The organism is Paraglaciecola aquimarina, assembly GCF_032464635.1.
Taxonomy (GTDB): domain Bacteria; phylum Pseudomonadota; class Gammaproteobacteria; order Enterobacterales; family Alteromonadaceae; genus Paraglaciecola; species Paraglaciecola aquimarina.
On sequence record NZ_JAWDIO010000002.1, the window covers coordinates 3,788,479 to 3,808,855 of the forward strand.

The 20,377-nt window shown below is 41.6% G+C and carries 9 protein-coding genes, 3 tRNA genes and 7 pseudogenes; 4 read left to right on the plus strand and 15 right to left on the minus strand.

Annotated elements, in window-relative coordinates; translation table 11 throughout:
* Nucleotides 1-5: 5 nt before the first annotated feature.
* The 5 genes and pseudogenes from RS130_RS18675 to sdhC form a co-directional block, all read right to left on the minus strand.
* A pseudogene (locus tag RS130_RS18675) lies at nucleotides 6-2,827 on the minus strand (2-oxoglutarate dehydrogenase E1 component).
* A gap of 118 nt (nucleotides 2,828-2,945) precedes the next feature.
* Nucleotides 2,946-3,657: pseudogene (locus tag RS130_RS18680) on the minus strand (succinate dehydrogenase iron-sulfur subunit).
* A 14-nt stretch (nucleotides 3,658-3,671) separates the two neighbouring features.
* Complete coding sequence (gene sdhA, locus RS130_RS18685) at nucleotides 3,672-5,441, minus strand: succinate dehydrogenase flavoprotein subunit (RefSeq protein ID WP_316027175.1); 1,770 nt, start codon at nucleotides 5,439-5,441, stop codon at nucleotides 3,672-3,674.
* The gene (gene sdhD, locus RS130_RS18690) at nucleotides 5,442-5,789 is read right to left on the minus strand and encodes a succinate dehydrogenase, hydrophobic membrane anchor protein (protein WP_316027176.1); all 348 of its coding nucleotides are present in this window, start codon (nucleotides 5,787-5,789) and stop codon (nucleotides 5,442-5,444) included. It lies immediately after the preceding gene.
* Entirely contained in the window at nucleotides 5,783-6,157 is a 375-nt protein-coding gene (gene sdhC, locus RS130_RS18695; protein WP_316027177.1) for a succinate dehydrogenase, cytochrome b556 subunit, read from the minus strand. The genes sdhD and sdhC overlap by 7 nt, the downstream gene beginning before the upstream one ends.
* A gap of 412 nt (nucleotides 6,158-6,569) precedes the next feature.
* On the opposite strand from sdhC, the pseudogene gltA reads away from it, so the two are divergent.
* A pseudogene (gene gltA / locus RS130_RS18700) lies at nucleotides 6,570-7,854 on the plus strand (citrate synthase).
* Nucleotides 7,855-8,218: 364 nt separating this feature from the next.
* Here gltA and RS130_RS18705 read toward each other — a convergent pair.
* Nucleotides 8,219-8,671 (minus strand): BCCT family transporter, encoded by a 453-nt coding sequence (locus RS130_RS18705; RefSeq protein ID WP_316027178.1) that lies wholly within the window; start codon nucleotides 8,669-8,671, stop codon nucleotides 8,219-8,221.
* Between the two features lie 40 nt (nucleotides 8,672-8,711).
* Nucleotides 8,712-10,180 (minus strand): annotated as a pseudogene (locus RS130_RS18715) (BCCT family transporter).
* A gap of 268 nt (nucleotides 10,181-10,448) precedes the next feature.
* On the opposite strand from RS130_RS18715, the pseudogene RS130_RS18720 reads away from it, so the two are divergent.
* A pseudogene (locus RS130_RS18720) lies at nucleotides 10,449-13,111 on the plus strand (TonB-dependent receptor).
* Between the two features lie 180 nt (nucleotides 13,112-13,291).
* On the plus strand, nucleotides 13,292-15,232 hold the full coding sequence (locus tag RS130_RS18725) for a tetratricopeptide repeat-containing sulfotransferase family protein (protein ID WP_428982870.1): 1,941 nt from the start codon (nucleotides 13,292-13,294) through the stop codon (nucleotides 15,230-15,232).
* A gap of 212 nt (nucleotides 15,233-15,444) precedes the next feature.
* Here RS130_RS18725 and rpsO read toward each other — a convergent pair whose 3' ends face one another.
* The 4 genes and pseudogenes from rpsO to RS130_RS18745 all read right to left on the minus strand — a co-directional run bounded on the left by rpsO (nucleotide 15,445) and on the right by RS130_RS18745 (nucleotide 19,094).
* Nucleotides 15,445-15,714, minus strand: a complete 270-nt coding sequence (rpsO, locus tag RS130_RS18730) for a 30S ribosomal protein S15 (RefSeq protein WP_316027182.1) — start codon at nucleotides 15,712-15,714, stop codon at nucleotides 15,445-15,447.
* Between the two features lie 158 nt (nucleotides 15,715-15,872).
* Nucleotides 15,873-17,004, minus strand: a pseudogene (locus RS130_RS18735) (sodium ion-translocating decarboxylase subunit beta).
* A 12-nt stretch (nucleotides 17,005-17,016) separates the two neighbouring features.
* Nucleotides 17,017-18,798: pseudogene (oadA, locus tag RS130_RS18740) on the minus strand (sodium-extruding oxaloacetate decarboxylase subunit alpha).
* Nucleotides 18,799-18,827: 29 nt separating this feature from the next.
* Entirely contained in the window at nucleotides 18,828-19,094 is a 267-nt protein-coding gene (locus RS130_RS18745; RefSeq protein ID WP_316027183.1) for an OadG family protein, read from the minus strand.
* A 26-nt stretch (nucleotides 19,095-19,120) separates the two neighbouring features.
* Between RS130_RS18745 and RS130_RS18750 the strand changes: the two genes are divergently transcribed.
* Nucleotides 19,121-19,348 (plus strand): hypothetical protein, encoded by a 228-nt coding sequence (locus RS130_RS18750; RefSeq protein WP_316027184.1) that lies wholly within the window; start codon nucleotides 19,121-19,123, stop codon nucleotides 19,346-19,348.
* Nucleotides 19,349-19,351: 3 nt separating this feature from the next.
* On the opposite strand, the gene RS130_RS18755 is transcribed toward RS130_RS18750, so the two are convergent.
* From RS130_RS18755 to csrA, 4 genes are all read right to left on the minus strand, one after another.
* Nucleotides 19,352-19,430 (minus strand) — tRNA-Arg (locus RS130_RS18755).
* A gap of 49 nt (nucleotides 19,431-19,479) precedes the next feature.
* Nucleotides 19,480-19,557 (minus strand) — tRNA-Arg (locus tag RS130_RS18760).
* A 28-nt stretch (nucleotides 19,558-19,585) separates the two neighbouring features.
* Nucleotides 19,586-19,675, minus strand: a tRNA-Ser gene (locus tag RS130_RS18765).
* A 393-nt stretch (nucleotides 19,676-20,068) separates the two neighbouring features.
* Entirely contained in the window at nucleotides 20,069-20,284 is a 216-nt protein-coding gene (csrA, locus tag RS130_RS18770; protein ID WP_316027185.1) for a carbon storage regulator CsrA, read from the minus strand.
* Nucleotides 20,285-20,377 lie beyond the last annotated feature (93 nt).

Genomic DNA, 20,377 nt, shown 5'->3' on the forward strand with positions numbered 1-20,377 from the left:
GTTCCTTATTTAATAGTTAATGCATCATCAACCAACTTTTTCTGTTGTTGGTTGTGAACGGAAATATAGCCAACTGCCGGAGATGCCGATGCTTCTCTCCCTGCATAGGTTAACGTAGCGCCTTGCGGTAACGTTGACCAAAAATGATGCTGGCTACAATACCAAGCACCTTGGTTTTGAGGCTCTTCTTGACACCAAACCCAATCCCTAGTTGACTGATATTTATTGGCAACTGCACTTATCTCTGCATGAGGGAACGGGTAAAGTTGCTCTATACGAATGATAGCAATATCATCTTGCTTATTTTTACGACGTTGTTCGAGCAAATCATAATACACCTTACCTGAACACATGATCACCCGTTTTACTTGGCTTGGGTCGATATCATCAATTTCATCAATAACATTATGAAATACCCCTGCAGATAGCTCTTCCATGCTAGAAGTAGCCAGTGGATGTCGTAACAATGATTTAGGTGACATTACAATCAATGGTTTACGCATAGGTCGAATAGACTGACGACGTAACATATTGAAAACTTGTGCAGGTGTAGATGGCACGCATACTTGCCAGTTATGGTCAGCACACATTTGCAAGAAACGTTCTAATCTAGCAGAACTATGCTCAGGACCTTGTCCTTCATACCCGTGAGGTAACAGCATAGTAAGCCCACATAAACGGCCCCACTTAGCTTCTGCTGAGCTTAAGAACTGATCAATAACCACTTGCGCACCATTCGCGAAATCACCAAACTGTGCTTCCCAAATAGTGAGCGTGCCAGGTCTCTGCTGTTGCATATCCAAATTCAAAAGCCAAAACAGCCGCTTCTGACAACACAGAGTCGTAAATTTCCATGGTGCCTTGCTCAGCATGAATATGCTGTAGCGGCATATAATCTGCACCATTTTCCTGATTGTGCAATACCGCATGACGATGGAAGAATGTGCCTCGTCCCGAGTCCTGACCAGTCATACGAATATCATCGCCAGCATCAACAATAGACGCATAAGCAAGGTTTTCCGCCATGCCCCAATCTAGCGGCTTTTCACCGGCAACCATAGCCTTACGGTCTTGATAAAGTTTAGCCACGCGAGATTGAAGTTTATGGGTATCTGGATAAGTACATAATTTGTGCCCTAACTCAGTGAGTTTTTCAACACTGATAGAACCGTCATATGGAACATCCCAGTTGTGACCAAGATAAGGCGTCCAATCAACAGAATGCTCGGTCATGGGGCGCCATTCTTCTACTACACAAGCACCATGGTCAAGGGCCGCTCGATAATCAGCGACTAACTTATCAACTTCGTGGCTTTCGATACTGCCTTCAGCAATAAGCTGCTCGGCATACAATTTACGAGTAACCGGGTGCTTCTTAATTTTCTGATACATTAAAGGCTGAGTCGCATTTGGCTCATCTGCTTCATTGTGACCATGACGTCTGTAGCACACGAGATCAATAACTACGTCACGTTTAAATTGATTGCGATAATCTAGCGCCAATTTAGTTACAAACATAACCGCTTCTGGGTCATCAGCATTAACGTGTAATATTGGCGCCTGAACCATTTTAGCAATATCGGTACAATATTGAGTTGAGCGAGTATCTTCTGTTTTAGATGTGGTAAAACCGACTTGGTTATTTATCACTATCCTAACCGTGCCGCCCACTTTAAAGCCACGTGTTTGCGACATATTAAAAGTTTCTTGGACAACACCTTGTCCAGCAATTGCCGAGTCACCATGAATAGTAATAGGTAAAACAACTGAGCCATCGTCGCAACCACGTCTGTCTAATCGAGCTCTAACCGAACCAATAACCACAGGGTTAACAATTTCTAAATGGGATGGGTTAAACGCTAATGCTAAGTGTAAGTTTCCACCGGGTGTAGCGAAGTCAGAAGAAAAACCAGCATGATATTTTACGTCACCAGCACCTAACGAATCGTCGTGATTACCAGCAAACTCATCAAATAAAACAGAAGGGTTTTTGCCTAAGACATTAACCAAAACGTTAAGTCGACCACGGTGAGCCATACCAATAACGACTTCTTTAGCGCCTTTCACGCCGGCATGACTTATCAAACCTTTCAACATAGGAATTAATGAGTCGCCACCTTCTAAAGAGAAGCGTTTAGCGCCTGTAGAATTTTGCGCCCAAGTATTTTTCCATACCATCAGCAGCGACTAAGCCCTTCAAAATTCCGATTTTTTCGTCTCGATCAATTTCAGGTTTAGCCTGTACCGATTCAATACGATCTTGTAACCATCGTTTTTGTTCGGTATCGGTAATGTGCATATACTCAGTACCAATCGAACCGCAGTAGGTACGATTGAGAGACTTAAATAAATCGCCCAATGGCATCGACTCTTTGCCTATCGCAAAAGAACCGACATTGAAATTGGTATCAAAATCACTCTCTGAAAGATTATGATGAGAAAGCTCTAAGTCTCGCACTCTTGGCTGTTTCCATAACTCAAGAGGATCTAAATTGGCATGTTGATGCCCTCTAAATCGATAAGCATTAATAAGTTGTAGAACTTTAACTTGTTTATCATCACCTGCAGAGGCTACAGGAGCTGCGACACCGGCTCTGGCGGCTGGACCAAGAGCGGCTAAATTGAGAAATTGCTGGCGAATAGCACTATGCTTTGATTCAACTTCTACGCCTTCTAGCTTAGGAAGTTTATCAAATACTTCACGCCAATCTTCCGAGACACTTTGTGCATCGTCAAGATACAATTCATACTTTTCTTCTATATAAGCAGCGTTGCCACCAGCCATGTGAGAAGAGTCCCACCATGCTTTCATCACGCGTTGTTGCATTGTCGTCCCTTGGTTGAATAAGACTTACAATTAAATGTGCATTTGCACAGTTCATTATGTTTATTTGTAAAAACTAGAGGTTGAAAACAAAGCCGATAATCGCTATCGGCACATCATTTTAAACAGCGCGTTTTAACAACATTGATTTAATTGAACCAATCGCCTTAGTTGGATTAAGACCTTTAGGGCAAACGCTAACACAGTTCATAATACCGTGGCATCTAAATACACTAAAGGCGTCGTCCAAGTCATTAAGACGTTGTTCGGTTGCTGTATCTCGGCTATCGGCCAAGAAACGATACGCATGTAATAAACCTGCTGGACCTATAAATTTATCAGGGTTCCACCAAAAAGAAGGACAAGAAGTAGAACAACATGCACATAAAATACATTCGTACAAACCGTCTAGTTTTTCTCTTTCTTCTGGAGACTGTAAATATTCACGGGCTGGCGGTTGGTTATCGTCGTTAATTAAAAACGGCTTAATTTTTTCATACTGCGTGTAAAACTGGGTCATATCAACGACCAAATCACGCACTACTGGTAAACCATGGTAATGGGCGAATGACAATTTTAGAACCTTTAAGTGCCGATAGAGGGGTAATACAGGCCAAGCCATTTTTACCATTCATATTGACACCGTCAGAACCACATACACCTTCACGGCATGAGCGTCTGAAAGATAATGTTGGGTCGCTTTCTTTTAAAGCGATGAGTGCATCCAACACCATCATATCTTGGCCTTCTGTGACCTCAAGCTGATAATCTTGCATGCGCGGTGCGTTGTCTACGTCAGGATTGTAACGGTAAACAGAGAAATTCATTTGCATAATCGTTACTCCTACTAGTAAGTTCTGGCTTTAGGTGGGAAAGCTTCACGAAGTTTAGGTGACATATTTACGTCACGTTTAACCATGGAGCTATCTTCTGGTAAATAAATAGAGTGACACAACCAATTTGCATCATCTCGCTCAGGGAAGTCAAAACGACTGTGAGCGCCACGGCTTTCGGTTCTAAAGTTTGCGGCCACTGCGGTACTGTAGGCAGTTTCCATCAAGTTATCTAGCTCTAAGCACTCTATACGTTGAGTGTTAAAATCATTACTCTTATCGTCTAAACGTGCGTGCTGCAATCTTTCTCGAATCTCACCCAGCTCTTTCAAGCCTGTAGCCATAGCATCGCCTTCTCTAAATACAGAGAAGTTAAGTTGCATACATTGCTGTAGATCTTTCTTGATTTGCACAGGGTCTTCGCCCTTACCAATATCAGACGTTTCCCAACGATTAAAACGCACCATAGCCGCGTCAACATCGTCACTTGAAGCTTCTCGTGCTTCAATTCCGTCAATGGCTGCACCTAGGTGTAGTCCAGTTGCTCGACCAAACACCACCAAATCAAGTAATGAGTTACCACCTAAACGGTTCGCACCGTGCACAGATACACAGGCTATTTCACCACAAGCAAATAAGCCCTTAATAGGCTTTTCGTTACCATTGGTGTCAATACTAAGCGCTTGACCGTCAACGTTAGTAGGAATGCCTCCCATCATATAGTGACAAGTAGGAATAACCGGAATCGGTTCTTTTACCGGATCAACGTGAGCGAAGGTACGAGATAACTCAAGGATCCCAGGTAAACGAGATTCAAGTACTTCTTTACCTAAGTGATCAAGCTTCAATTTACAGTGTGGACCAAGAGGACCGTCAAACCCGCGACCTTCACGAATTTCCGTCATCATAGAACGAGCCACAACATCACGTCCCGCCAAATCTTTAGCGTTAGGTGCATAACGTTCCATGAAACGTTCGCCATCTTTATTTAGTAAGTATCCACCTTCACCACGACAACCTTCGGTCACCAGTGTACCCGCTCCGGCTATACCAGTCGGGTGGAATTGCCACATTTCCATATCTTGCATAGGCACGCCAGCACGTAGTGCCATACCTACACCATCACCGGTATTAATATGCGCATTGGTAGTAGAAGCAAATATACGCCCTGCTCCACCGGTTGCCAAAACAACTGCTTTTGATTTGAAATATACGACTTCACCCGATTCGATATCGATAGCAGTACAACCAACTACGTCTCCGTCTTGGTTTTTCACTAAGTCTAAGGCATACCATTCGCTGAATACTTTGGTTTTGTTTTTAACGTTTTGTTGATACAACAAATGTAATAAGGCATGTCCAGTTCTGTCTGCAGCAGCAGCCGTACGAGCGCCTTGCTCACCACCAAAGTTTTGCGATTGCCCACCAAAAGGACGTTGATAAATTTTACCGTTTTCGAAACGAGAAAAAGGCAACCCCATATTTTCCATTTCGATAATGGCTTCAGGGCCCGTTTTACACATATATTCGATCGCGTCTTGGTCACCAATATAATCGGAACCTTTCACCGTATCGTACATGTGCCATTCCCAGTTATCGTCGTGGGCGTTGCCAAGGGCTACAGTTATACCACCTTGTGCAGAAACAGTATGAGAACGGGTAGGAAATACTTTAGACAATAAGGCACATGATTTGCCAGACTCAGAAATTTGAAGTGCTGCACGCATACCCGCGCCGCCTGCACCAATTACTACTGCATCGTACTCATGAACAGGAATACTCATTTACACACCCCACAAAACAAATAAACCGATAACCACATATACAAATGCAATTATATTAAGAATAAATTGGATGATTGCTCTAAGGTACAGGGCCTTGACATAATCAGTCAATACTTGCCACATCCCGATTCGAACGTGAAACATAACAGAAATTAAAGCCACAAAAGTAAACACTTTCATTGCCAAACCAGAAAATAAATCTTGCCAAATTGCGTAAGTAATTTCAGGTGTACAAATAAAGAACCATGCCATGAACAAAGAGAACGCAGTCATAATTATTGCGGTGCCACGGATTGTGACGAAATCTTGAACGCCGTTACGTTTTAAACTTGCTTGTCCAGTTACCATAATACAACTCCTACTACGATGGTTAAGATGATCCACAGTGCGATAATCGCTTTAGCACTTAAATCCCCTGACTCGAGTTCTTCCCAATGCCCCATATCCATAATCATGTGCCTTACTCCACCTAAAATGTGGTAAGTCAACGCAGATATTGTTCCAATGGCAATAAACTTGCCTAATGGTCCAGTCATTTGTTCTTTAACTAAATCGAAGTTTTCTGCAGAAGATACTGATACTGCCCACGCTCCGATAACAAACATCAATGCAAAAAATAATGCAACACCTGTTATACGATGAAGAATGGAAGTAATAGCGGCGGGAGGAAAAGTAATAGTATTGATTTGTAAATTAACTGGTCTTTGTTTTTTCACGTTTTTCGCTCTTTATACCCGTAGGTCGTTGATACATCTAGATTAACCACACCCTAAATGTTATTCATTTGTTAAAAACAGATTCTTGTAGCCTAAGATTATTACGTCAATGTAAATGAAACGTTAATCTTTTTAACGCTCTTTATAATCAAGCCTGCAGAGTATATCCAGCACTGGGAACAAATACAATATCGTTCTATTTTAAAGGCTTATAACTACTAAGTTGTAGGTAGTCTAAGCTAGTCTAAAATTCTATTTGCCTTTACCGCTAGAAAAAAGTGATTATTATAAAGGACTTACTGTAGTAAAATTGGCATAATCAAAAATTGTCAGTATAAATAGCGGCAATTTCCCTAGTAAACAGGTGAGAGCTTCGTTTATCTAAATAAAACAATTCTGAGGAGAACGATATATGGCAGATAACAAAGCCATTTTAAAAGCAGGTGATGCTGAAATTGAACTACCTATTTTATCTGGCGTTGCCGGAAATGATGTAATAGACGTTCGTACTTTAGGTAGCATTGGTTACTTCACCTACGACCCAGTGCTTTATGGCTACGGGTTCATGTGAATCCTCAATTACATTTATAGATGGTGCGAAAGGTATATTGTTGCACAGAGGTTATTCCATTGAAGAGTTGGCTCGTCACGCAGATTATTTAGAAGTTTGCTACATGTTATTACATGACAAAACGCCAAATTCTGAAGAATACAAAGAATTCAAAGACATAATAACTCGCCATACCTTAGTGCACGATCAAGTGAATAATTTTTTCCGAGGATTCAGACGCGATGCTCACCCAATGGCGATGTTATGTGGCACAGTGGGAGCGATGTCTTCTTTCTATCATGATGATTTGGATATTTCTGATCCTGAACAAAGATTACGCAGCGCCTACAGATTAGTAGCAAAAATGCCAACATTAGTTGCCATGTGTTACAAGTACAACATTGGCCAACCTTTTGTTTACCCTAAGAATGACCTTACCTACGCAGAAAACTTCTTAAACATGATGTTCTCTGTGCCTGCTGAAGATTATAAAATTACACCTGCTGTCTCTCGTGCTGTGGATAGAATATTCACTCTTCATGCTGATCACGAGCAAAATGCCTCAACTTCAACGGTACGTTTAGCTGGTTCTTCTGGTGCAAATCCATATGCATGTATTGCTGCTGGTGTTGCATCTCTATGGGGGACCTGCTCATGGCGGAGCTAATGAAGCTTGTCTAACTATGCTGCAAGAAATTGGTTCTGTTGACCGCATTCCTGAGTTTATCGCAAGAGCAAAAGACAAAGCTGACCCGTTCAGATTAATGGGCTTTGGACATCGAGTTTATAAAAACTTTGATCCACGTGCCACCGTTATGCGCGAAAGTTGCCACGAAGTATTATCCGAATTAAACATCGATGATCCTTTGCTAAATGTAGCCATGGAACTTGAGAAAATTGCCCTAAGTGACCCTTACTTCGCAGAGAAGAAATTGTTCCCGAATGTTGATTTCTACTCAGGAATTATTCTTAAGGCTATTGGTATTCCAACCAATATGTTTACGTGTATTTTTGCACTTGCACGTACGGTAGGCTGGGTATCTCATTGGCATGAAATGTTAAGTCAGCCAGTGGACAAAAAATCGGTCGTCCTCGTCAACTTTACACGGGTGAAGCCAAACGTCCTTACAATAAAATCGACAAATAAATTAACACCCAAAAAAAGCCGCTTATTAATTATTAAATAAGCGGCTTTTTTGTATCTAAAATAGATTAACTAGCGTAAGTTCTGGAGAAAAAGTATCGTTCAAGCTAAGCAATATGATTCAGTGATGTAATATGTTTTGTCTAAATAACCTCAGCTAAATGTTCACTCAGTGAAGAGATCTCTCGTGTATAGCAAGGCGAATTGTCGTACGTAATAACGTGTTATTGCTAGACAATCCAACCCAGATAGACACAAAAAGAGCGCTATCAAAAGATTTGGCTTATTCAGGATCCAGGCTATCTATCGGCTTTTAGTCAATTAACACCCACAACATTAAGAGCTTTGGCTCTGTTAACGAAAACACCTACCTTAGTAGGTGTAAAAAGTGCTGATGCTTTTGATATTGGTCAATAATATCATTGATTACAGCCTGTTTTGACCATCCCATAATATCGTAGTCTTGACCACCTTCAGCCAAATGTACTTCTGCACGATAATAGTTCTGCTCTTCGTCATCATCCTCTGATTCTTCATTATCCAGGGAAAAACTTGGCTGTTGATACTTCACTCGCTTAACCGCGTAAATGAAGGAATGCTCTGTACCATGCTGTACAGATAAACTAAGCTTTCTCGCGGCACTAATAATTTCAGCATCCACATGATTTTTTTCCAGTTCAGCTTTCACATTTTCCATCGCCTGACAAACAGTCGTATCCAGAAATTGCTGTACCGTAGAGCCATTTGGAAATCTAATAACGGTAGATAACCTTTCTTTCCAGCCGCCGTCTGCGTCTGTGGGATATGGCATTAAGTTCATGCTCAAACTCGCTTTCTTGTGAGTCTCAACACGCAGCGCTTTAACATAGGCCTATCATAGCCATTAAGAGGATAATGGCGAAGGGTAAAGCAGATGCAATGGTCATAGTTTGTAGAGCATTTAAACCACCAGCCGTTAATAAAATAGCCGATACCAGTCCTACCGCCACTGCCCAGTAGATACGCTGCCAAACTGGTGTGTTATTTTTACCGTGAGAACATAACATATCAACCACCATAGCCCCTGAATCACAAGATGTGACAAAGAACACCACCACCATTAAAGTAGCGATACCATTTAATAGTTGTTGAAAAGGAAAATTCTCTAAGAATACGAATAGCGCGACGGGTGCATTCTCACTGACCATTTGACCTAATTTATCAACACCTTGGGTATATATTAAATCTATGGCTGAGTTACCAAATACCGTCATCCACAACAACGTAAAGGCCGTTGGCAACACCAACACACCAATGACAAACTCGCGAATTGTTCTACCACGAGAAATACGCGCAATAAACAGCCCAACAAAGGGGCCCACGCCAACCACCAGCCCCAATAAAATATTGTCCAACCGCCAATCCAATCGGTTTTATCGTAGACAAATAGATTGAATGTATTGCGCACAATATCTGACAAGTATGCGCCAGTATTTTGCACATAAGCGGTAAGTATAAAAACGGTAGGCCCTAGGATAAGAATGAACAGTAATAAAGCGATGGCCAAAATCATATTTAATTCAGATAACCGGCGTATTCCTTTATCCAATCCAGTAGCGACCGACACGATTGCAATAGCAATAATGCCAACCATTAAATAAATTTGCATCGTCACTGATTCATCAAAATTAAACAAATAATTAAGGCCAGAGTTAATTTGCGCTGCGCCTAGCCCTAACGACGTCGCAATACCGAATATGGTACTTACCACCGCAAAGATATCCACTATATGACCGGGCCAACCATAGATCCTATCGCCAATAATAGGATATAAAGCTGAGCGTAGTGTCAGAGGTAAGTCTAATCGAAAACTAAAATAAGCAAGCACTAAACCTACAATTGCGTATATAGCCCAAGCATGTAGTCCCCAATGAAAAAAAGTCATCTTCATCGCTTCACGCACGGCTTCTGTAGTACCCGAGGTAGCTGTGGGTGGCGATAAAAAATGCATCACAGGTTCAGCCACTCCAAAGAACATTAAGCCTATGCCCATTCCCGCAGCAAACAACATAGACAACCAAGTAGGTAAAGAATACTCAGGCTTACAATGATCTGGCCCTAAGCGAACTTCGCCAAACCTTGAAAAACCGACATACAAAATGGTTGTTAAAATAACGGCTACTGATACCACATAGAACCAGCTGCCATTGTCTATGATTGTTTTTTGCAGGTCAGTAAAAAATACATCTGCAACCTCTGGTGTAACCAAGGCAAATAATACAAGTAACAAAATAATGAAAGAAGATAGGTAAAAAACAGGGCGGTTTAGATGTTGATCAATGCGGCTCATAAAAACAGGGATACTATACTTAGAGGGGTATTTGTTAACCAATATAACAAAACGCTGTAAATTTAGATACACACAGAAATAATGTGCTACTAAAGTATAGAATTGCCTATTACACTGGAATGAGCCAAGAAATCAATAGCTTATTAGTGTATAGTTATTTTCGCCAAACAATAATTGTACTGAAATTTAAGACTGTACGCATTGGGGCTATTACTTCACATGTCACCCCTAGGCATTGCATGCAGAAGCCCAAAAAGGCTCTCATACTATGAACAAAACAAAAATCAGTTGCGCTATCGTTACCGCGTTAGCCATCAATCCAGCTGTAGCACAAACTAAACCAGCAAAAGCACAAATCGAAACCATCGAAGTCACCGCCACCAAAAGATCTGAATCAATACAAGATGTTCCTGTATCTGTGTCGGCGTTAAACGGAGAAGCACTTGAGGCTCTAGGTGTTGAAAGCTTTAATGATTATGTCGAATTTTTACCGAATGTCGTTTTCCAAGGCACAGGATACAGGTCAAAATGAAATATACATTCGTGGAGCAGCTACCACTCAAACCAATATATCCGTATCGTCGGTTCAAGCTTTACAACCTTCAGTTGCCTTCTATTTAGATGAGCAACCCGTTTCTATGCAAGGACGTAATCTAGATGTGTACGCGGCAGATATGGAACGAATCGAGGTTCTACCTGGGCCACAGGGCACCTTATTTGGGGCAAGTTCTCAGTCAGGTACGGTTCGTATGATCAGTAAAAACCTGATCATTCAGGTTTTTCAGCCGGCATGGATGTCAACATAGGTACCACCAAAGGCGGCGAAATGAGCAATGCCGTGGAAACCTATTTTAATATCACCCCAACTGACAGCTTGGCTTTAAGATTGGTAGCGTACAATGACAAACAAGGTGGCTGGATAGACAACATCCTGAATAAACCAGGTGAAGGTGGCTACATTGGCAGTGCGGTGGTCATTGATAGGATCTCAGGCGGAGTACTTAATGATCCTGATAACACACCTGTTGTATCGCCTAGTAATGGAACATTAGTGGAAGATGATGCCAACGATGCGGTATATGCAGGGATGCGATTGGGTGCTTCCTACATTATAAATAACGATTGGGAGTTTTTAGTTCAGCACACAGCCCAATCTTTGGAAACCGAAGGAGTCTTTTCTTACGACCCAAATCTTGAAGGTGAAAGTTCGGTTAATCGTTTTATACCAGAAGACAATGATGATGAGTTTGGACTGACGACTTGGACGCTAGAAGGCCGTCTAGACAAGCTAGAAATGGTTTATACCGGCGGTTACTTAAGCCGTGAAATTAACTCTACTATTGACTACACAGGTTATACCAATGGCGGTTTATTCTCAGCCTATTATGTATGTAGTTATGGAACATTTAATGATGGGGACGTTGCTGTAGAAGATGAACGTTGCCTAGATCCTACCAAATATTACAAAGAGCAAACCGACACCACTCGTATAACCCATGAATTTAGGATCAATACCGATGTCGAAAAAGTATGGCGCCTAACTGCGGGTATTTTTTATGATGATCAAGACTTGGAAACCGTTGGCCAATTCAATATAGCCAACATTGAATTAGCATCATTCAGTAATTTAGCAAAAGTACTACTCAGGCTCTGAAGGTATTAATTCAGGTGGCGGTCCGTTCGAGTACAGGTATTAGCTTTGTGAATGATGTGACCCACACCATTGAGCAAATTGCAGTGTTTGGTCAACTTGAATACGATATTACCGATAAGTTAACCGCGACGTTCGGCGCACGTTGGTATCAAATTGATGACACCTTCAAAGGCTCAACCACCAGTACAGATGTGAGTCGCAGGATCCGCGCCTTTGGTACGCAGGATCCAGACGAGCTAAACTTGGCCACCAAAGATGCCGATGGAGTATTGCAAGCAGCCATAGCGAGTGGTCAACTAGACGTCAGTTTATTTGATGACAATGGTACATTAACCGTAGACGATACCATTTTTAAAGCCTCTTTAGATTATAAAATGGACGATGACATATTGTTGTTTGCCACCTATTCTGAAGGTTTTAGACCTCCGGTGACCAATCGTCAAGGTGGTGATCTTGCCAGCAATCAAAACGGTGCCTTTGATGGTTTCAGAATACCTGTTTATTCCACCACAGATAGTTTAGACAACTATGAAGTAGGCGTTAAGGGTGACTTCTTAGATGGCGTTTTACGCATCAACGCCACTGCTTATTACTCTGAAATCAGTGATCTACAAACCTCTCGTTACGACCCAACTAACATCAGCTTTTTAGTCTTTACTGACAATGTTGGTGATGCTGAAATAAAAGGGCTTGATGCAGATATGACTTGGCTGGCCACAGACAACTTAGTAATTAACGGCGCATTTAGCTTACTCGATACCGAATTAACCCGAGTGAACGATGAACTCGCGGGCATTGCCCCTGGCGTTGGGGCTCAGTTGCCCTACTCTGCCGAGTTCTCTGGTAACCTGCGAGCCAGATACTACTTTGAAGTAGATGGGGGTTATGAAGGCTATGTTAACGGTTCAATCAGTTATACAGGCGACCGATTAGCCGGTATGGCAATGGATGCATATGTTATCGAAGACGCCACACAATTAATTTACGGCACAGGCTCTGGTTTACCAATTCAACAAGAATCTGCGGTATATGATGGGGTCACTTATGCTGACTCAAATGGCCAAACTTTCCAAGGCGGACGTTATGTGCAAGAAAGTTATGCGATTGCCAATGTAGCTGTAGGTATTGGTAAAAACGACTGGAAAGCAGAGTTCTATATTGACAACCTCACAGATGAAAGTGCGGTTCTGTATATCGATACTCAGCAATTTACGCCAAAAGTTGTGACCAATCGCCCACGCACTATGGGCTTGCGATTATCTTACGATTTCTATTAAGATAAACAACATACTACTTATACTATTGTGAGTTCATAAGTAATCTTAGGAAGGCAAGCTAAACGCTTGCCTTCCTTTTTTGTATAACCACAAAGTCCACTCAGAGCTTAGCTCTGTTTTACCAAACAGCCTACGGGGAGAGAACCGTTGCCACAAACTGTCGAACAACAAGACATCAGCATGAATGATATAAAAGGTGCACTGCAATCTGGCAATACAGATAAAGCTATCAATCTCTGCCAGCAGGCCCTAAAAAATTTGGGCGACAAAGACAAGGAACAACAAGTAGACATTCTATACATGCTAGCCGTAGCTCAACGCTCAAAAGGAGCAATAGTTGAAGCCAATCAAACTCTAGATACTTTACTACCTTTAGCACCTGAGCATAGTCGCGCTTATCAGGAACAAGGGTATTTATATTTATTAACGGGAGATAAAGTTAAGGCAACCCTAGCCTTTGCTAAAGCCAGCAAACTAAACCCAGCATTACTCGCTAGTTGGCAACAACTCTCTACGCTATATGCCGAGCTTGGTCCAGCATCTGGTCAAAATCATGCTACTCAACAAGTGGAATATTTAACCCATTTACCTACCGAAATTCGTGGTGCACGAGACCTGATGTATGAAGGAAAATTAGCGTTAGCTGATAAAGTTTGCCGACGCTTTCTACAAAACCATAAGCATCATGCAGAAGCCATGTTGCTGCTGGCCGAAATCGGCATGCAGTTGAAGCTATACCATGAAGCCGAGTTTTTATTGGAAAGCTGTGTGGAGATACACCCAGCGCATATCAATGCTAGAGCTGAATATGTAAAGCTATTATCTAAGCTAGGAAAATTTAGTAAGGCTAAGCAACAAGCCGACCTATTACTCAGTAAGCAAGCTGACAGCCAGCCTTTTTTGGCAGCTAAAGCTAGCGCTATGGTGGGAATTGGAGAAATTGAAGCAGCGATTGCTATTTATCAAGATATTCTGAAAACACGAAATGATTTACCCGGAATTCAGTTGCTACTTGGACATGCGTATAAGGCGCAAGGCGAAATAAAAGCAGCGATACAAGCTTACCGACAAGCCTACAAAATTCGCCCTAGCTTTGGCGATGCATATTGGAGTTTAGCCAACACTAAAACGTATCAATTTACTGATTCGGAACTAACCTTGATGCATAATCAACTCAATAATGTAGCACTAGAAGTTGATGACAAAATCCATCTACAATTTGCTTTAGCAAAAACCTATGAAGATCGTCTGCAATTTGAGCAATCATTTCATTTTTACCAAAGTGCCAACAACAGCAAGAAAGACTGTATTCACTACTCTCAAGATAAACTTGAAGAGCAAATAAGTGCACAAAAAACAGTTTTTAGTCGTGACTTTTTTAGTGCTCATAGCAATTTAGGAGCCGCTGATCCTGCGCCTATTTTTATTGTTGGATTACCAAGAGCCGGCTCTACTCTACTGGAACAGATCCTAGCCTCTCACTCTATGGTTGACGGCACTATGGAGCTGCATAATATTCTAGGTTTAGCCGCTAGGCTAAGTGGCAGTAAAAGCGGTTATCCCAACGTAATGAATGAAATAGATAAGCAATATTTCAGGCGCTTTGGTGAACAGTTCATAGAACAAACACAAAGCTACCGACAAGGTGCACCTTACTTTATAGATAAAATGCCTAACAACTTTATGCATATCGGTTTAATTAAGACAATTTTACCCAACGCTAAAATTATAGATGCACGAAGAGAGCCTATGGCCTGTTGTTTTAGTGGCTACAAACAACTCTTTGCCGAAGGCCAGGAGTTTTCTTATGACCTTAGCGACTTAGCGCATTACTATCAGTCTTATCAAGCATTGATGACACATTGGGATGAGGTACTACCGGGCTTTGTGTTGCGGGTCCAGCATGAAGATCTGATTGACGACTTAGAAACTCAAACAAGACGGTTGCTAGACTTTTGCCAACTCCCCTTTGAGGCGAACTGTTTAGAGTTTTATAAAACCAAACGAGCGGTTAAAACACCGAGTTCTGAACAAGTACGGCAACCAATTAACGCCAATGCCAAAGAACAATGGAAACACTTTGCACCTTATTTATCTGAGCTAGCATCGGTTTTTAAATAACCTGAACTCTGGATAAGAAGTATCGTTCAAGCTAAACAATCCAACGCCGCTAGATACAAAAAGAGCGTTATCGTGAGGTTCGGCTTATCCAAGATTCAGGTTAAATTGCAGTGGCGAGCTTTTAGAACAAGAGCCCAAATCAAATACTCACTCAGCGATTAATTTTAGACATAAAAAAAGACGCCTAAGCGTCTTTTTTTGGTAAACATCGATTAACGACGTAAACCTAGACGTTTGATCAAATCTTGATAACGTTCAACATTTTTACCTTTAAGGTAATCAAGTAACTTACGACGTTGGCTAACCATGCGAAGAAGGCCACGACGTGAGTGGTGATCTTTCTTATGATCCGCAAAGTGACCTTGTAATTTGTTGATGTTGCTAGTTAACAATGCAACTTGAACTTCAGGAGAACCAGTGTCTCCTTCTTTAACGCCATATTCAGCAATGATTGCTGCAGTTTCTTGTGTACTTAGTGACATAGTATTCTCCAATAAATAAGAGGTTAAACACAAACTTGCCGATCACTAATTCAGCAAGTCCAAAAGAGCGCGTATTATAGCGATGAGCTAAACAATAGCAAGGGCTAGCACGAATATTTTATTCGGATATTTGCCCTAAGCCACATTAGATCGCCGCTTTATCCTACTAAGGCCAACAAGATACCAGCCGCGACAGCAGAGCCAAGTACACCAGCTACGTTTGGTCCCATAGCATGCATCAATAAAAAGTTGTGATGATTAGACTCTAGTCCCACTTTATTGACTACCCTAGCTGCCATAGGTACCGCGGACACACCTGCCGCCCCAATAAGCGGGTTAATATCCTGCTTACTAAGTTTACCCATTAACTTAGCCATCAAGATGCCAGCAGCGGTCCCAATAGAAAAGGCAATCGCCCCTAATGCCAAAATACCTAACGTTTCAACTGTCAAAAACTTATCCGCTGATAACTTTGAACCAACTGCAAGTCCCAAGAATATAGTCACTACGTTAATTAATTCGTTTTGTGCGCTATTACTTAATCTGTCAACTACACCTGACTCTTTCATCAAATTACCTAAACAGAACATCCCTACTAAAGGTGTAGCGGAAGGTAAAAATAAAATAGTCAATAGCAATACAGCGAGCGGAAAAATGATTTTTTCACGCTTTGACACCACTCGCAATTGTGGCATCTCAATTTTCCGCTCTTCTTCGTTGGTTAACAAACGCATAATTGGCGGTTGAATTAGCGGCACCAATGCCATGTAAGAATACGCAGCAACGGCTATTGCACCTAACAAATCTGGCGCTAATTTTGAAGCAAGAAAGATTGCAGTAGGACCATCAGCGCCACCAATTATGGCAATGGCTGCAGCATCTTTTAAAGTGAACTCAAAACCAAGGCACTAAGTTTAAGGCTATCGCCCCGAACAAAGTAGCAAAAATACCAGCTTGAGCGGCGGCTCCCAACAGCAACATTCTGGGGTTAGCAATCAGCGCGCTGAAGTCTGTCATGGCCCCAACGCCCATAAAGATCAGCAAAGGAAAAACCCCTGTATCGATGCCTATATGGTAGATGTAATACAACAAACCACCTGCTTCACTAAAACCAGCAAGGGGAATGTTTGTTAAAATTGCACCAAAACCGATTGGTAACAACAATAAAGGCTCGAATTTCTTAACTATGGCTAAGAACAGCAATAATGTCCCAACCGACATCATGATCACTTGGCCTAATTCAAAGTGCGCTAAGGCCGTGCTTTGCCATAATATTTGCAGCTTTTCCATTACCTAATATCCTTAACCTATCATAAGTAAAGGTTGTCCAGTTTGCACCGAATCACCTTCTTTAGTTTGAACACTAGATATCACTCCAGTCGCGGTAGCCCTGACTTCAGTTTCCATTTTCATCGCTTCCATAATGATAATAACGTCACCAGCGTTTACCGAATCCCCTTCTCGCACCAATACTTTAAAAATATTACCTGCAAGTGGCGCATTCAGTGCTTGTCCGGTCCCTGTACCAGTAGGAACAGCAACCGCCTGAGTTTGAATTGCACTAGACTGCACGCTAGTTAGTGCTCCACTTTCTGCAACTTCAACTTCAAATACTTGTCCATCAACTCTTACCGAGTAGGCAGAGGCAGCTGCCGAAGGTGCTGCAGCACTACTTTGAGCAGTGGTAACAGCTTTTGCACTTGGCGCCGCTTCAAACTCTTCAGGGTTATTTTTATTCTAAGGAATTTCAAACCAATTTGCGGGAATAGAGCATAGGTCAATACATCATCTACCACATTATCTGAAATTTCGAATGACTGCTCTTTGGCCAGTCCAGTCAACTCTGTGGTCAACGCGTCTAACTCATCTTCAATAAGATCTGCCGGACGACAGGTAATAGGCTCTGCGCCTTCTAACACGCGTTTTTGTAATTCAGCGTTAACCGGTGCTGCAGTTGCCCCATACTCACCCTTAAGTACGCCTGCGGTTTCTTTGCTGATACTTTTGTAACGTTCGCCAGTGATGACGTTGATAACAGACTGTGTGCCGACAATTTGTGAAGTAGGTGTCACCAATGGAATAAAACCAAGATCTTCACGCACTCTAGGAATTTCTTTTAATACTTCATCCATTTTATCGCCAGCGCCTTGCTCTTTAAGCTGACTTTCCATATTGGTCAACATGCCGCCAAGGTACTTGAGCAATCAAGATACGTGCATCCACACCTTTTAGGCTCCCCTCAAATTGCGCATACTTTTTACGCACATCTCTAAAGTATGTGGCAATATCAGCCAACTTAGGAAGCTCTAGTCCAGTATCTCTTTCAGTCCCTTCAACAATAGACACCATAGTTTCTGTAGCACTATGGCCATATGTCATGCTCATTGATGAAATTGACGTGTCCAAAATATCAATGCCAGCATCAATTGCTTTTTGATAGGTTGCAGTGCTTAAACCTGTTGTCGCATGACAATGCAATGCGATTGGCACTTCAATTGTTTCTTTTAAACGGGTCACTAATTCTTCACAGACATAAGGTTTCAATAAACCTGCCATATCTTTGATACAAATTGAATGAACTCCCATATCTTGCAATCGATTGGCCATGTCTAACCAAGTTTGCAAGTTGTGTACAGGAGACACAGTATAAGACATGGTACCTTGAGCATGAGCGTCTTGTTTTATTGCCGCTTTTACAGCAGTTTGCAAATTACGTAAGTCATTCATAGCATCGAAGATTCTAAATACATCCACACCATTGGTGTGCGCACGTTCGACAAATTTTTCCACTACGTCATCAGCATAGTGTCTGTAACCTAATAGATTTTGCCCACGCAACAACATTTGCTGTTTAGTTTTAGGCATTGCTTTTTTAAGCTGTCGAATTCTATCCCAAGGATCTTCGCCTAAATAACGAATACACGCATCAAACGTTGCTCCTCCCCATGTTTCCAGTGACCAATAGCCTACTTCGTCTAATTGACTGGCAATCGGTAGCATGTCTTCCAAGCGCATTCTAGTGGCTAAAATAGATTGATGAGCATCACGTAATACAACGTCTGTAATCGCTAATGGTTTACTCATAGGGTTACTTCCTTAAAATTTTTTTAAAATTAGTGAGAACGTCGGTGTTCACGGATTGCGGTAGTAATCGCAGCGACTACTTTGGGTGATACATTTTGACTATTAGTTGCAGGGCTTTGACTAAACGATTGGGGACCGGTGCCTGGGTTTATCGTTTCTTCTGGGAACAAGCGGTTAAGCCATGCGATTAAGTTTACCGCGCCAATAAGCATAGTCAGAAACAAAAAAACTACAGCCATACCTACGAATAGTAAATTAGCAGCTTCTGCTAATGCATGTGCGACATCTGGTTGCATAAAGTCAAACCTCAGTAATAAACAACGTGTTACAGAATAAGTACCATGCAGCCCAAGAAAACACAACAAATCAGCAAGAGGAAATGAGCATAAAAAATAATAAAAAATTCACTAAAATAGAATATTTATCCATTTTTGATGACATTATTCGTTCAACTTTCCATTTTGTTGCGAAGCACGTAAGCGCTGCATCTAGTGCGACAATATATAAATTAATGCCACAAAAAGCCCCACATAAATGTGAGGCTTCTTAAACATGGTGCGCGTGGAAGGATTCGAACCTCCGACCACCTGGTTCGTAGCCATGAGTACTCTATCCAGCTGAGCTACACGCGCAGAGAACGGGTTTCTTCTGAACTACAAACAAATTCAAAAGAACAAAATGTGGTGCGCGTGGAAGGATTCGAACCTCCGACCACCTGGTTCGTAGCCAGAGTACTCTATCCAGCTGAGCTACACGCGCACAATACAATTCCAATAACCAAAGTTAATGGCGGAAAGGGAGGGATTCGAACCCTCGGTACGAATTAACGTACGGTCCCTTAGCAGGGAACTGGTTTCAGCCACTCACCCACCTTTCCGTATCACTACGTTACATTTAGAATACCTATTTGCGAACGATAAATCACGCAATAAATACTTCTCAAAACTTCAGAAAGAACCTTTAGCCACTTGGCCTGCTCTCCTAAATGTGGAGCCGAAGTTTACCGATACTCAGCATTAAGTCAAACATTATTTATCAACTAATTGTTAGTTTGCCGAGATTTTATACAACTTATTCTAAACTGCTTAATTTTTGCTATATATGACTAAATAACAGACAAATCAATAGACCATTATTTAAACAACTAGTGAGTATTGAAAAAATCATCTTTACTCTGTAAACATAAAAATAGTCGAACATTTTTTCACATTTTCTTGCTGGCATAAAAAAAGCTGACCAAAATCAGCTTTTTTTGCAAGTCGACAAGAGCCTATTCTACATCGCTACCAACAATCTGATCAGTAGCAGTCGTCTGCCCATTCTTTTCAGCTTGGATACGCATGTAAATCTCTTCACGATGTACAGACACTTCTTTAGGTGCATTCACACCAATTCTGACTTGATTCCCTTTAACACCTAATACAGTTACAGTGACATCGTCACCAACCATTAAGGTTTCTCCAACACGACGAGTTAAAATTAGCATTCTATTGCTCCTTTATCCGTTAAATTAACATACATATCCATTTCTAAACTTAGTGTAAAAATCTAATATAGCTAGAAGTTTTTACCCAATCGG